Here is a 12,880-nt window from a genome sequence, read left to right as displayed (position 1 = left end):
GGCTCAGGCGGCCAGGCGGCGCCCGGCGGCCTCGGAGGTCAGCGCGGCGGCGACAGCCTGCATGACCGCGCCCCAGTCGCCCGGCGCCGGCTGGCGGAACTGGCGCAGGCCGGCGTACCAGGGGCTGTCGTCCCGGTCCTTGAGCCAGCGCCAGCAGGTGTCGAAGCGGTTGAGCAGCCAGACCGGCTTGCCGAGCGCGCCCGCCAGGTGGGCCACGGCGGTGTCGACGCTGATCACCAGGTCGAGGGCCCCGATCAGGGCCGCGGTGTCGAGGAAGTCGCCCATTTCCTCGGTGAAGTCGGCCAGGGCCATTCCCGCGGGCGGCGTCCGCGCCTGCTGGCCGGGACCGTCCTTCTGGAGCGACACGAAGCAGACGCCCGGCGCCTGGGCGAGCGGGGCCATGGTCTGCAAGGTGATCGAGCGGCGGCGGTCGATGGCCTCGACCATGGGCTGGTCGGGGCGCGAGCCGCCGGCCCAGACCAGCCCGACCTTCAGGCCCGGGCGGCCTGAGAGCCGCTGCGTCCAGGCGGCGACCAGCTCCGGGGCCACGCTGAGGTAGGGCGCCGGCGGCGGCAGGGTCTCGAGCGTCAACCCCAGCACCCCGGGCAGGCTCAAAAGCGGGCAGTGGAGGTCATGGTCGGGCAGGACGTCGCTGCGCCCCACGACCCGCATGTCGCCCGCCAGGGACGCCATCAGGCGCACCAAGGGAGCCTGGACCTCCAACACGACGGGGCCGCCGGCGCTGGCGGCGACCTCAGTGGCGTAGCGGCAGAACTGCAGGTTGTCCCCCAGCCCCTGTTCGGCGTGGATCAGCAGGGTGCGCCCCTCCAGCGGGGCGCCGGTCCAGCGGGGCGTCGGGAGCTTGCGGGATAAGGCGGTCTGCCGCGTCCGCAGCCGCCATTCGTATTCCGGCCACGCCTCGGCGAACCGGCCGCGCAGCAGCAGCGCATGGCCGAGATTGCTGTGGGCGTCGGCATAATCCGGCCGCAGGCGCACCGCCTTGCGGAAGCAGGCCTCGGCTTCCGCCTCGCGCCCCATTATCTGCAGGGTGTTGCCGAGATTGTTGTGCGTCTCGGGCTGGTTGGGACGTCGGCGCAGGCTCGCGCGGTAGGCCGCTTCCGAGTCTTCCAGCCGGCCGAGGGCCCGCAGCGCATTGCCGCGGTTGGAGCAGGCCTCGGCGTAGTGTGGATCCAGCGCCAGGGCGGCGCTGTAGGCGGACTCTGCCTCGGCCGGGTGGCCGAGCTCGAACAGGGCGTTGCCGAAGTTGTTGTAGTAGGCGGGCTGCCGGTCATCGAGCCGGATCGCATTGCCGATGAAGTTGAGCGCGGCCTCGTTCCGGCCGCGCTCGAAGGCGATGACCCCCAAGAGGTGCCAGGCGTCGGCGTGGCGGCCGTCGGCGGTCAGGATCCGCCGATAGATCTCCTCGGCCTCGGCCAGCCGTCCCGCCCGATGGTGTGCGAGCCCCTGGTCGAACAGTCCGGGATTGAACACTCCGGGCGACGAGGCGCCTCGCGACGTGACCATGCCATTCGATCTCCGAGCCTGAGCCATCGAGGTTCATCCCTTGAACGAGGCGAGGCGGTGCGACGGGGCGGCGGATTCGACGCTTCGGTGCTAGGTTCCGCGCCGAGCAAACAGGGGAGGCCGGTCATGGCCCGATATCGGTTGGGTTCGGTTCTCGTGGCGCTGGGCGTCGGAGCGTCGGCGGTGGCGCTGGCGGCGACGGCGACGCCGGCCAACATCGCCGCGGCGCTGGCCGACAAGGGCCGGCCGCAAGCCGAGGCGGCGCGGGACGCGGCGCGCAAGCCCGGCGAACTGCTGGCCTGGAGCGGCGCGCTGAAGCCGGGCGCGAAGGTCGCCGACCTGATCATGGGCGGCGGCTACTTCACCCGCATACTCTCCGTGGCCGTCGGGCCCCAGGGTCACGTCTGGGCCTACCAGCCGGCCGAGTTCATCGCCTTCCGCTCCACCTACGCCGACAGCCAGAACGCGGTGGCGGCGGCCTACAAGAACGTCACGCCGCTGAACATGGGGATCGCCGGCCTCGACCTGCCGGACGGGCTGGACCTGGTGCTGACAGTGCAGAACTACCACGACATGCACCTGGCCCGGATGCCGGCCGACGGCGCGGCCAAGGTCGACGCGGAGGTGTTCAAGTCGCTGAAGCCGGGCGGGATCTTCCTGGTGGTGGACCACGTGGCCGACGCCGGCTCGGGCCTGGAGGCCCCCAACAAGCTGCACCGCATCGACCCGGCGATCGTGCGCCAGGAGGCGGAGGCGGCCGGCTTCAAGTTCGCCGGCGAAAGCCAGCTGCTGCGCAATCCCGCCGACCCGCACACGGCCAGCGTCTTCGACCCCGCGATCCGCGGCAAGACCGACCAGTTCGTGCTGAAGTTCAGGAAGCCCGGCTAGGCTGCGGCAAGCGCGCGCGTGCGCGGCGTCCTAGCCTGTGCGATTGACAGCGGCGATCAGGCCTCGCCCAAATAGCCGGCCTTGAGAGAAGGCGCCCGATGATGCTCGCCCGTATCCGCCAGGCCCTGACCAGCCGCACCGCGGGGCCGCTGGCCACGACCGTGGCCGTCGTGCTGGCCGTGCTGCTGGCGGCGAGCATGACCTCGGCGTGGCGCACCGAAGAGGTGCTGAACGCGCGGGTGGCGAAGCTGGTCGGGCAGCTCAACGATTCCGGCTCCTACTGGCGCGCCCGGGCGGTGTCCTGCGAGGCGGTGGCCGGTGGGCAGCGGGGCTCCGGCGCCATCCGCGTGGCCGCCGGAAAAGAGGGCGACGATGCCGCCGCCGCCCGCCTCGCCAAGGAGCCGCCCGCCGGCTTCGACGTCTGCGCCCGCATGGAGAGCGCCGACGCGGCGGTCCTGAGCACGCTGAAATGAGGCCAGGCCGGCTCCGGGCGACCCTGGGACTTGCGGCCGCCCTGGCGGCGGCCGGCTGCGCGTCGCTGCCCCCGGCGATCCGGCCCGGGCCGCGGCCCGCCGCCGCCGCCCCGGCTCCGCCGCCGGCGGCGGCGACCGCTGCTCCCGAGCCGCGGGTGGTGATCCGGCGGGTGCCGGTGCGGGTGAGTTGCGTGCCCAAGACCCTGCCGACGGCGCCCGTCTATCCCGACACCGACGCGGCGCTCCGGGCCTCCGCCGGCGCGGCCGACCGCTACCAGCTGATGGCGGCGGGCCGGATCCTGCGCCAGCGGCGGCTGGCGGAGCTGGAGCGGATCGTCGACGGCTGCCGCTGAGCCTCAGCCGCCGCCCTTCAGCTTGCGGGTGAAGAAGTCCAGCGTCATCCGCGCGCGGTGCAGGCGGTTGGCCGGGGTCCAGCCGGCGCGGTGGCGCAGGCCGGGATAGACCATGGTCTCGAACGGCGTGCCCTGGGCCTGCAGGGCGGCGAACACCCGGGTCGACTGGTCGAAGGTGACGTTGTCGTCGGCCATGCCGTGCAGGATCAGCAGGCTGTCGGGCTTCAAGCGCGGCAGGCGGGGCAGGACGTCGGCGGCCTGGTAGCCGGCCACGTTCTCCTGCGGCTTGCCCATGTAGCGCTCGGTGTAGGCGGTGTCGTAGAGGCTCCAGTCGCTGACCGGAGCGCCGGCGACGCCGGCCGCGAACGGCGAGTCCGCGGCGCTGAGCAGCAACAGGGTCATGTAGCCGCCGTTCGACCAGCCGGTGACGCCGATGCGGGCGGGATCGACGAAAGCCAGGGACTTCAGGTAGGCCGCGCCCGCCAGCTGGTCGTCGACCTCGGCCTGGCCGACGCGGCGGTCCAGCGCGGTCTTGAAGGCCACCGAGCGGTTGGGCGTGCCGCGGTTGTCCAGCCGGAAGAGGATGAAGCCGGCCTCCAGCAGCAGCTGGTCCTCCGGCGTCGCCCACTGCCGGGTGACCAGGGCGCTGGCCGGGCCGCCGTAGACCTGGACGATCACCGGATAGCGTTTCGCGGGATCGAAGCCCGGCGGGGTGCGCATCGACCACCACAGCCGCTGGCCGTCGGCCGCCTTCAGGGTCCCGAACTGCGGGATGCGCAGGCGCGACAGGTACGGATAGAAGGGATGGCCGTCGGCCAGCCGGTTCTCCTCGATCCAGCGGACGCGCTTGCCGTCGGCGGCGTAGAGGGCGGTCTGCGGCGGGGTCGCGGGGTCCTGGTAGGTTCCGGCGAAGGCGCCGCCGGTCTTGGCCACCGTCTCGGTCCACCAGCCGCCGGCGGGGGTCAGGGCCCGGGGCTCGGCGGGCGTGCGGTAGGAGACCGAATAGAGCCGGCGCTCGACGGGGGACTCCTTGCTGGCGCCGAAGATGGCCAGGCCGCGGGCCTCGTCGACGCCCTCCAGCGCGTCCACCGGCCAGTCGCCGCGGGTGACCTGGCGCAACAGCTCGCCGGCCGCCGAATAGAGGTAGAGGTGGCGGTTCCCGCTGCGCTCCGAAGACCACAGGAAGCTCCCGTCCTTCAGCGGCCTGAAGTCGTTGGTCAGCTCCACCCAGTGGGCGCTGGTCTCGGTGAGGAGGGGGCGGGCCGCGCCGGTCTTCGGATCCACCGCCAGCAGGTCCAGGCGGCGCTGGTCGCGCGACAGGCGCTGGACGTAGAGGGTGCGGCCGTCCTTCGACCAGTCGACGCGGGCCAGGTAGATGTCGGGGTCGGCGCCCAGGTCGACCTTGGTGCGGGCGCCGCTGGCCACGTCCTCGACGTAGAGGTCGACGCGGGCGTTGGGCCGGCCGGCGCGCGGATAGCGCTCATGGACGACGGTCGCGCCGGCGGCGTTCACCTCCGGCCGGTCGATGACGTCGACGCCAGTCTGGTCGACCAGGGTCAGGGCGATGCGGGCCTCGTCGGGGCTCCACCAGTAGCCGGTGAGGCGGTCCATCTCCTCCTGGGCGATGAACTCGGCGGTGGCCCAGCTCTTCAGCTCCGTGCCGCCCTCGGTCAGCGCGCGCTCGGCCCCGCCGGCGGTGGGCAGGACGTAGAGGTTGTCGTCGCGGACGAAGGAGACGAACGACCCCTTCGGCGAGACCTTGGCGTCGATCTCGTCGGCCTTGGTGTCGGTGAGCTGGCGGACCTTGCCGCCGGCCCGCTGGTAGAGCCACAGGTCGCCCTCGACCGGGACCAGGACGTAGCGGCCCTGCTCGTCCCACTCGTAGTCGACGACGCCGCGGGTCTGGACGCCCGCCCGCTCGCGGCGGCTCTTCTCGGCGTCGGACAGGGTGCGGCCCTTCGGCGTCAGCGCCGCGCCGTCGATCAGCAGGCGCGGGGCCCCGCCGGCCACGTCGGCGATCCACAGGTCGGTGGTGCGCAGGTCGTCGGCCTTGCCCTTGAGGTAGGTCACCGCGGAGCCGTCGGGGGCGAGCTTCACGCCGCGGGCGCGCGGGCCGCTGAGGTCGGGGCTGGCGAACACCCGCTCCGGCGTCAGCACCTGCTGGGCGGCGGCGCGGCCGCAGAACAGGCTCGCCGCGAGGGCGGCCAGGACAACTGTGCGCATCGAGCTCCCCGACTGATCGACGCTCCCGTTGAACAGGCTCGGGCAGCGGTTGGCAATCGGCCCGCCGGCGAGGCGGCCGTCAGACGGCGGCGCGAGGGAAGTCGATCGTCACCCGCATGCCCTCGCCCGGCGCCGAGCGAACACCGAGCTTCGCCTTGGCGTTCTGCTCCAGGGAGCGGACAATCAGGGCCGAGAGCTTGCCGGTCTTGGGCCAGGAGACACCCGGCGGCAGGCCGACGCCATCGTCGGCGACCACCACCCGGCAGCGGCCGTCCTCGGCCGTGCAATGCAGGGTGATCGTGCCGCCGTCGCGGCCCACGAAGGCGTGCTTCAGCGCATTGATCAGCAGCTCGTTGACCACCAGGCCGGCGGGCATGGCCACGTCGATCGACACCGGCCAGGTGTCCACCTGCAGGTCGAGGTGGATGCCTTCGACGGCGTGGGCGCGCATCACCGCAGACGCGATCTCGCTCAGGTAGACGCCGAGATCGACCGCGTCTTCCGTCGCGGACTCGCCCAGCGAGCGATAGAGCAGGCCGAGCGCTTCGACGCGACCGGCCAGCCGGTCGAACCCTTCGCCGGTCGAGCGATCCGCCACGCCCTTGGCCTCGATGCGGATCAGGGCGGTGATCATCTGCAGGTTGTTCTTCACCCGATGCTGCAGCTCGCGCAGCTGGGTGTCCTTCTCGCGGACCCGCTCCGCCATCTCGTCGAGGATCGTCGGGTTTCGGCTGGCGGCCTCCACCAGGGCGACCAGCCGGTAGACCGGGGTCGCGTCGTCGTCTTCGATGATGTTGGACCAGGCGTCGACGGTTCGCTCCCCACCGGCGTGCGGGATGGTGAAGGCGCCGATGTAGTCCCGCTCCTCGGCCACCGCCTCGCCCATCGGGCGCGGCTGCTGCGGGTCGACGGCCGCGCCGGGCAGGCGCTCCCAGCGCTGCCCAAGGATGTCGCTCGTCGGCTGGCCCGTCAGCCGTTCGAACTGGACGTTGCCGTAGACGATGCGCTCGGAGGGGTGGAGCTCGGAGACGGCGATCGCCACCGGCACCTGATCGAGGAACTGCTTGAAGCGGTCGCTCCCGAGCGCATCGGCGAGGTCGGGCGAGTCGAGAAACTGCTCGACGGGGCCGCTGGGTATGTCGTCTGAAGTCACGTCCGCCACGGGTCCACTCTGAGGCGACCTACGCGCCGGCGACGCCATTGTAGGCCATGGGCCGGTCCCGACCTAACAACCTTAACGCGACATTGACGCCGGACGCTTGACGACGGTCGCGGAGAAGCCTACCCGCAGCCCCCTTCGGGGCAGAGGCGCTCAAGTTGTACAAGCTGGTGATCTTCGACTTCGACGGCACGCTGGCCGACGGCGCGCCGGGGGCGGCGGGCGGCTCGAGCCTGCGCAACGACCGGTTCCGCCTGCTGCGGCCGGGCAAGGCCGGCGGCGCCGACCTGCAGCTGATTCCCGGGGCCAAGGCGCTGCTGCGCCGGCTGGCCGGCCAGGGGGTGATGCTGGGCGTGGTCAGCGCCATGAGCGGCGCGGAGGTCCGGCGGATCCTCGGGCCGGAGGCCGCGGCCCTGGTCGAGCACTACGAGTGCGGCGTCCCGCTGCTGGGCAAGAAGTGGCTGTTCCGCAAGATCGTGAAGCGCGCGCGGGTGAAGACCGGCGAGACGCTGTGCATCGGCCATGCCTGCAGCGCCATCGAGGCGGCCAAGGCCGCGGGCCTGGCCTGCGGCGGGGCGGCCTGGGGGGCTGCGGCGCGCGACATCCTGGCGGCGCGGGCGCCGACCTGGATGTTCGAGACGCCGGACGAGGTTGCAGACCGGCTCGTCGCGTGAGAAGGCGTCGGGCATGAGCGACACCCTTCCCGACCGGCTTTCCACCGATCCCGACAGCCCGTTCTACGACGCCGACGTGCTGGCGCGGAACGTGGGCATCCGCTTCAAGGGCGAAGAGAAGACCAACGTCGACGAGTACTGCGTCTCCGAAGGCTGGGTGCGCGTGGCGGTCGGCAACTCCAAGGACCGCCGGGGCCGGCCGCTGACCATGAAGCTGAACGGCCCGGTGGAGCCCTATTTCCGCGAGGGCTGACGTGGCCGAGGCTGCGCCTGAACCGGTCTGGCGGGTCGGCGAAAGCGTGCCCTGGTCGGTGGCCTGGAGCGGCGAGCAGGCGTTCCGGCTGCAGCCCTCGACCCTGTTCCCGGGCATGACCGAAGTCGGCCAGGCGGAGCGCCCCGGCGTCGGCCGCCCGCTGTTCGCCGCCGTGCACGTGGACCGCCAGCGGCGCGGCATGGCCGGACACCTCTGCCACGTCTGCGGCGAGCCGACGCCGCCCCACGACCGCTGGATCTTCCCGGTGGCCTCCGGCGGCATGGTGACCATGGCCGACGGGGAGGAGCGCTACGGCGGCAACGTGCCGCCGGTCCATCAGGCCTGCGCCAAGCGGGCCCAGCGCCAGTGTCCGCACCTGCGCAAGGCGATGGCGCGGCCGGTGGCCTGTCCGGCCGACGAGGGCCGGCTGATCTGGCGCACCGACGTGGTCCCGGGGATGGAGGCGCTGGCGAAGTCGCTGCCGGCCGGCGTCGAGGTGGTGTTCTCCTGCTACCGGCTCTACGGCGCGGCCTTCTCGCGCAAGGTGGCGCGGCTGCGGCGGGAGGAAGAGGCGCGGCAGGCGCGGCGCAGCTGAGGCTGCGCGATTCGGTCGCATGGGCTGCGACCGTCCGGCATCACGTCTTCTTCAACTCTCGGTGGGATAACCCGGTCATCTGGGGGACGGGAATCCAACCGATGTTCGACCTGACTGTGGTCGCGAGGGGCGGCCGATGGGTGCTGCTCGACGACGACCAAGGCGAGGTGGGGGCGTTCGCCTCCCGCGCCGAAGCGCTGGCGGCCGCCGGGGACTATGAGGCCTGTGTGGAGGAGCCGCGGCACGTGCTCATCCAGGAACACGCCGGCGAGTGGGAAGAGGCGGTGGTCGAGCCGCCGGCCCTGCACTAGCCGTTCGTTTGCGCCGGCCGCCGCAGGCGGTTGCAAAGCAAATATCGCGGGCGTTTGCTCGCGCCATGACCGACGAAGCGCAAGTTCCCCCCGACGGCTGGAAACACACCGGCGTCCGCGTCGTGCCCGGCGACCAGCTGGACGATTCCACCCCGCAGACTCCCGGCATGCACCGCGCCGCGGCCATCGACCGGGCCCGCACCGGGGCCCAGAAGCTGTGGGCCGGCACCGTGCACATCCACGCCGGGGCCAAGACCGGCGCCCACCATCACGGCGCGCTGGAGAGCGTGATCTATGTGGTGAGCGGCCGGGCGCGGATGCGCTGGGGCGAGAAGCTGGAGTTCGTGGCCGAGGCCGGGCCGGGCGACTTCATCTATGTGCCGCCCTACGTGCCGCACCAGGAGATCAACGCCTCGTCCGACGAGACCCTGTCCTGCATGCTGGTGCGCAGCGATTCCGACGCCGTGGTGGTGAACCTCGACATCGAGCCGGTGGAGCGTCCCGAAGGCGTCGCCTGGGTCGATCCGATCCACAAGGGCTGAGCGGCCAGGCGCCCCCTCCGTCCCGGCGCTTGCGCGCCGATCCACCTCCCCCGCCGTCTTCGCGGCAGGGGAGGAGCGATAGGATCAGGCGGCGTCGACCAGGACGATCTCGGCGTCTTCCAGCGCCTTGATGCGCAGGGTGGGCTCGTCGCGGATGGCGGCGCCGTCGCGGGTCTGGAGGCGGACCCCGTTGACCTCCACCGAGCCCACCGCCGGGACCAGGTAGCCGTGGCGGCCTTCGCCCAGCGGGTATTCGGCGGTCTCGCCGGCCTTGATGGTGGCGCCGACGACGCGGGCGTCGGTGCGGATCGGCAGGGCGTCCTCGTCGCCGGGGATGCCGGAGGCCAGGGTGACGAAGCGGCCGGCCCGGTCGTCCTTGGGGAACGGCTTGGCGCCCCAGGTCGGCGCGCCGCCCTGCTGGTTGGGCTCGATCCAGATCTGGAAGATCCGGGTGGTCTCCGGCTCGAGGTTGTACTCGGCGTGGCGGATGCCGGAGCCGGCGCTCATCACCTGCACGTCGCCGGCCTCGGTGCGGCCCTCGTTGCCGAGGCTGTCCTTGTGGGTGATCGCGCCCTGCCGGACGTAGGTGATGATCTCCATGTCGGCGTGCGGGTGCGGCGGGAAGCCGGAGTTGGCGGCGATCTCGTCGTCGTTCCAGACCCGCAGCGAGCCCCAGCCCATGCGCTTGGGCTCGTAGTAGTTGGCGAAGGAGAAGTGATGCCTGGCCTTCAGCCACCCGTGGTCGGCGCCGCCGAGGCCGGCGAATTCCCTGCGTTCGATCATTTCCATTGACCCTTTTCGGAGCGCCCTGCGGGCCTCGTTCGACGGCAAAGATAAGCTTCCCATTCGACCTATAAAGCGCGGCTGTTGAAAGAGATTGTTTCCGTTTCGGAGACGATGCGCCGGCCAGGGGCGGCGCAAGCTCTGGCGCGGCCGGTTGGCTTCGGCTCTGTTGGGCCGATGATCCGCAAGGCCGCGCTCCTTCCCCTCCTCGCCGTCGCCGTCGCCCTGGCCGGGGGCGCCGCGGCGCCGGCCGGCGACTGGCGTCCGCTCGACCCGGAGAACACCCTGGTGGTGGAGACTTCCAAGGGCCGCATCGTCGTGGAGATGCGGCCGGAGTTCGCGCCGCAGGCGGTGGCGCGGGTGAAGCTGCTGGCCCGCGAGAAGGTCTACGACGGCCTCCTGTTTCACCGGGTGATCGACGGCTTCGTCGACCAGACCGGCAACCCGAACAACCGCGACGGCGGCGCCTCCGCCCACCCGGACCTGCCGGCGGAGTTCAGCTTCAAGCTGGCGCCCGGCGCGGCCGTCGTGGCGGTCGAGCGCAGCGACGGGGTTGAAGGCTTCGTCGGCGCGACGCCGTTCGCCGGCGTCTCGCGGGCGGAGACGGCGCGCGCCGGCGACGGCGGTCTCCGCGCCTGGGGCGCCTATTGCGCCGGGGTGGTCGGCATGGGGCGGCAGGCCGATCCCGGCAGCGCCAACAGCGAGATCTTCTTCATGCGGGGGCCGGCGCGCCGGCTGGACCACGAGTACGCCGTCTGGGGCCGGGTGGTGCAGGGCCAGGCGGTGGTGCGCGCCATCCGCACCGGCGAGCCGCCGGCCGATCCCGACCGCATGCTGCGGGTCGCCGTCGCCGCCGACCTGCCCGCCGCCGCCCGGCCGCGCCTGGAGGTGCTCGACACCCGCGGCCCGGCCTTCCGCGCCCGGCTGGCGGCGCTGAAGCGGCGGGAGGGCGCGGCGTTCAGCGTCTGCGACGTGCCGATTCCGGTGCGCGCCCGCTAAGGCGAGTTGCGGTGCGACAACGCGTAGCAGGCGCGTGGGCCACGCGCTGTTGTTGCATTAACCCTCCAGGGCCTACCGCATCGGTTGTGCATTCCAAGGGGCGTTGATGCGGTACGAGGTGGTCGAAAGCGCGGGCGAGTGGATCGTCCGCCACCGGGGCGTGGAGGTGGCGCGCTTCGAACGCCAAGGCGCCGCCCTGGAGGAGGTCGCCCGCCGGCTGCGTGGCTCGCCGGTGGAGGACGAATCCGCGTCGCTGGCCATGCGGTTCGAGCCGCGCCGGGCCTGACAGGGCCGTAGACGGAACGTTCCGGCGCCGACGCCGTTGGGAAGCCGCAAATCTCGCGGAGACCCTCTTGCTCAAGACCCTGGGCTACCTGGTTTCGATCCTCAGCGTCGTGCTGCTGGGGGCGGTGGCCTGGCAGAGCGCCGCCGAAAAGCCGCTGATGCTCGCCTGCCTGATCGGCGGCATGGCGACCTCAGTGGCCGGCATGTTCCTGCGCTGGACGTCGTACGTCCGCGAGCAGAAGGCCGAGAAGACCGTCGGCGGGAAGAGGCCCGTTCGCGCGGAAAAGGCAGGGGTGGCTCAGACCCGCATCTCGAAATAGGCGACCCCGCTGCCGGCCGAGTGGCCCAGCATGGTGATCCGAAACGCCGTGCCGCCCTCCAAGGTCAGAACGCCTTCGCCGTCGCGGAAGGCCTGTTCGGCCACCTCGGGCGTGGCGCTGAAGGAACCGCGAAGCCGCGCGGGCCCCGAGCGCAGGGTGGAAGGCTCACCAAGGATCTCGTAGTCCACCGGACCCTGGAAGCCACGGCACCGCAGCTCTCCTGTTCCAGGAAACGCGGGAAGCTGCTTCCGAAGGCGGGCCATCAGATATCCTTTTGGTGAGAGGGTATAACCCCTGAGCCGCCGTTTCGATCCACCGGGCCTGGGAAAAGATCAGGCCCGCTGCGGGGCGCGGCGAAGCCGGACGACGCACAGCGGTCCGTCCCAGACCTCTACCGCGTGGAAGTCGCTCAGCCGCGCGGCCGCCATGGCGCGCAGCGCGGCGGTATCCTGGCGCGGAACCTCTTCGGTGAAGGTGGCGTCGCCCGCCTCGTCCAGACCATAGAAGAGAAGCTTCGTCACGATACGTCCCCGTTGAGCGAACGGGATAGGCGAGGCGCGACGCCCGGTCTGCCCAAGTTCCGACATAGGGTTGCAATCGCACGACCGGTCGCCGGCCGGTTGTTTACGGCGGAAATGAACCCCAGGGTCGTGTTTTCGTTGGAAGAACATGGTCTGGGACAACCACTTCCTCGACAGTCTGACGTCGCGGGACATCCGCGCCCTCAAGCCGCACCTGTCGCGTGTGGAACTGGAGCGCAACCGGGTGCTCGACGAGGTCGGCCAGCCGATCGCCGCGGTCTACCTGCCGATCGACTCCATCCTGTCGGTGGTGACGGTGATGCAATCCGGCGCCCAGGTGGAGAGCCGCACCATCGGGCGGGAGAGCGGCTATGGCCTGCTGAATGCGCTGGGCTCGCCGATCTCCTACGAGCGGATGCTGGTCCAGTGCGGCGGGCGGGCCTGGCGGGCGCCGCTGCCGACGTTGCGCGAGCTGGGGCTGCGCAGCCCGACCCTGACCCAGGCGATCGTCCGCCACGCCCAGGCGACCATCATCCAGTCGGCGCAATCCACCGCCTGCAACACCCTGCACTCCGCGGAGCAGCGCCTCTGCCGCTGGCTGCTGCTGACCCAGGACCGGCTGCGCTCCGACGTGGTGCCGCTGACCCAGGAGCATCTGTCGATCATGCTGGGCGTGCAGCGGACCACGGTGACGGCGGTGGCCTCCCAGCTGCAGGAGCGGGGCTCGATCTCCTATGTGCGCGGCAAGATCACCATCCGCGACCGGCCGGACCTGCTGCGCGGCGCCTGCGAGTGCTACGCGGCCATCCAGCGCGGCGCCGCGGCCATGCTCGGGGTCCCCGAGGCCGAGCTGGCTCCAAATCTGACCTGAGCCGCGGCCCGGATTCACAAACGAGATCGAAGGAACTGTGCAGGGGCGTTGGCGGGTTGAGGCCCCGTCGGGGGGCCGACGGGAGCTCAACGTGACCTTAGCCGAA

General features: G+C 71.7%; 18 protein-coding genes. 12 read left to right on the top strand and 6 right to left on the bottom strand.

Annotated elements, in window-relative coordinates:
* Positions 1-3: 3 nt before the first annotated feature.
* Positions 4-1,524 carry a tetratricopeptide repeat protein gene (locus tag DJ021_RS02375; RefSeq protein ID WP_165837082.1) on the bottom strand — a complete coding sequence of 507 codons (1,521 nt, stop codon included), beginning with the start codon at positions 1,522-1,524 and terminating at the stop codon, positions 4-6.
* A gap of 126 nt (positions 1,525-1,650) precedes the next feature.
* On the opposite strand from DJ021_RS02375, the gene DJ021_RS02370 reads away from it, so the two are divergent.
* The 3 genes from DJ021_RS02370 to DJ021_RS18785 all read left to right on the top strand — a co-directional run bounded on the left by DJ021_RS02370 (position 1,651) and on the right by DJ021_RS18785 (position 3,238).
* Entirely contained in the window at positions 1,651-2,412 is a 762-nt protein-coding gene (locus tag DJ021_RS02370; protein WP_111456019.1) for a class I SAM-dependent methyltransferase, read from the top strand.
* A 98-nt stretch (positions 2,413-2,510) separates the two neighbouring features.
* Complete coding sequence (locus DJ021_RS02365) at positions 2,511-2,885, top strand: hypothetical protein (protein WP_111456018.1); 375 nt, start codon at positions 2,511-2,513, stop codon at positions 2,883-2,885.
* Positions 2,882-3,238: a hypothetical protein gene (locus DJ021_RS18785; protein WP_165837081.1), complete on the top strand. Its 357-nt coding sequence runs from the start codon at positions 2,882-2,884 to the stop codon at positions 3,236-3,238. Before DJ021_RS02365 ends, DJ021_RS18785 begins: the two co-directional genes overlap by 4 nt.
* 3 nt (positions 3,239-3,241) lie before the next feature.
* Here DJ021_RS18785 and DJ021_RS02355 read toward each other — a convergent pair whose 3' ends face one another.
* Positions 3,242-5,461, bottom strand: a complete 2,220-nt coding sequence (locus DJ021_RS02355) for a S9 family peptidase (protein ID WP_111456016.1) — start codon at positions 5,459-5,461, stop codon at positions 3,242-3,244.
* A gap of 79 nt (positions 5,462-5,540) precedes the next feature.
* Positions 5,541-6,623, bottom strand: coding sequence for a sensor histidine kinase (locus DJ021_RS02350; protein ID WP_207801751.1), 1,083 nt, complete (start codon positions 6,621-6,623; stop codon positions 5,541-5,543).
* A 155-nt stretch (positions 6,624-6,778) separates the two neighbouring features.
* On the opposite strand from DJ021_RS02350, the gene DJ021_RS02345 reads away from it, so the two are divergent.
* The 5 genes from DJ021_RS02345 (at position 6,779) to DJ021_RS02325 (ending at position 8,995) form a co-directional block, all read left to right on the top strand.
* Positions 6,779-7,294 (top strand): HAD hydrolase-like protein, encoded by a 516-nt coding sequence (locus DJ021_RS02345; protein WP_111456014.1) that lies wholly within the window; start codon positions 6,779-6,781, stop codon positions 7,292-7,294.
* A 13-nt stretch (positions 7,295-7,307) separates the two neighbouring features.
* A complete protein-coding gene (locus DJ021_RS02340; RefSeq protein WP_111456013.1) occupies positions 7,308-7,547 on the top strand; it encodes a DUF3297 family protein in 240 nt (79 codons plus the stop codon).
* A 1-nt stretch (position 7,548) separates the two neighbouring features.
* Positions 7,549-8,142, top strand: a complete 594-nt coding sequence (locus tag DJ021_RS02335; protein WP_111456012.1) for a hypothetical protein — start codon at positions 7,549-7,551, stop codon at positions 8,140-8,142.
* A gap of 101 nt (positions 8,143-8,243) precedes the next feature.
* Entirely contained in the window at positions 8,244-8,453 is a 210-nt protein-coding gene (locus tag DJ021_RS02330; RefSeq protein WP_111456011.1) for a hypothetical protein, read from the top strand.
* A gap of 65 nt (positions 8,454-8,518) precedes the next feature.
* Positions 8,519-8,995 (top strand): cupin domain-containing protein, encoded by a 477-nt coding sequence (locus DJ021_RS02325; RefSeq protein ID WP_111456010.1) that lies wholly within the window; start codon positions 8,519-8,521, stop codon positions 8,993-8,995.
* Positions 8,996-9,079: 84 nt separating this feature from the next.
* On the opposite strand, the gene DJ021_RS02320 is transcribed toward DJ021_RS02325, so the two are convergent.
* Positions 9,080-9,778 (bottom strand): pirin family protein, encoded by a 699-nt coding sequence (locus DJ021_RS02320; RefSeq protein ID WP_111458942.1) that lies wholly within the window; start codon positions 9,776-9,778, stop codon positions 9,080-9,082.
* 177 nt (positions 9,779-9,955) lie between these two features.
* On the opposite strand from DJ021_RS02320, the gene DJ021_RS02315 reads away from it, so the two are divergent.
* The 3 genes from DJ021_RS02315 (at position 9,956) to DJ021_RS02305 (ending at position 11,382) form a co-directional block, all read left to right on the top strand.
* Positions 9,956-10,777, top strand: coding sequence for a peptidylprolyl isomerase (locus DJ021_RS02315; RefSeq protein ID WP_165837080.1), 822 nt, complete (start codon positions 9,956-9,958; stop codon positions 10,775-10,777).
* Positions 10,778-10,883: 106 nt separating this feature from the next.
* Positions 10,884-11,063, top strand: coding sequence for a hypothetical protein (locus DJ021_RS02310; protein ID WP_111456008.1), 180 nt, complete (start codon positions 10,884-10,886; stop codon positions 11,061-11,063).
* Between the two features lie 67 nt (positions 11,064-11,130).
* Positions 11,131-11,382 (top strand): hypothetical protein, encoded by a 252-nt coding sequence (locus tag DJ021_RS02305; protein ID WP_111456007.1) that lies wholly within the window; start codon positions 11,131-11,133, stop codon positions 11,380-11,382.
* On the opposite strand, the gene DJ021_RS02300 is transcribed toward DJ021_RS02305, so the two are convergent.
* Together DJ021_RS02300 and DJ021_RS02295 are read right to left on the bottom strand one after the other, a co-directional pair.
* Complete coding sequence (locus tag DJ021_RS02300) at positions 11,361-11,570, bottom strand: hypothetical protein (protein WP_111456006.1); 210 nt, start codon at positions 11,568-11,570, stop codon at positions 11,361-11,363. The genes DJ021_RS02305 and DJ021_RS02300 overlap by 22 nt on opposite strands.
* A 144-nt stretch (positions 11,571-11,714) precedes the next feature.
* Complete coding sequence (locus DJ021_RS02295) at positions 11,715-11,903, bottom strand: hypothetical protein (protein WP_133254919.1); 189 nt, start codon at positions 11,901-11,903, stop codon at positions 11,715-11,717.
* Between the two features lie 148 nt (positions 11,904-12,051).
* Between DJ021_RS02295 and DJ021_RS02290 the strand changes: the two genes are divergently transcribed.
* Complete coding sequence (locus DJ021_RS02290) at positions 12,052-12,774, top strand: Crp/Fnr family transcriptional regulator (protein ID WP_111456004.1); 723 nt, start codon at positions 12,052-12,054, stop codon at positions 12,772-12,774.
* The last annotated feature ends 106 nt before the right edge of the window (positions 12,775-12,880 follow it).

Origin of the sequence: Phenylobacterium hankyongense, from assembly GCF_003254505.1 — a bacterium.
GTDB classification, from domain to species: Bacteria; Pseudomonadota; Alphaproteobacteria; order Caulobacterales; family Caulobacteraceae; genus Phenylobacterium; species Phenylobacterium hankyongense.
This window is presented reverse-complemented; position numbering and strand designations above follow the sequence as displayed.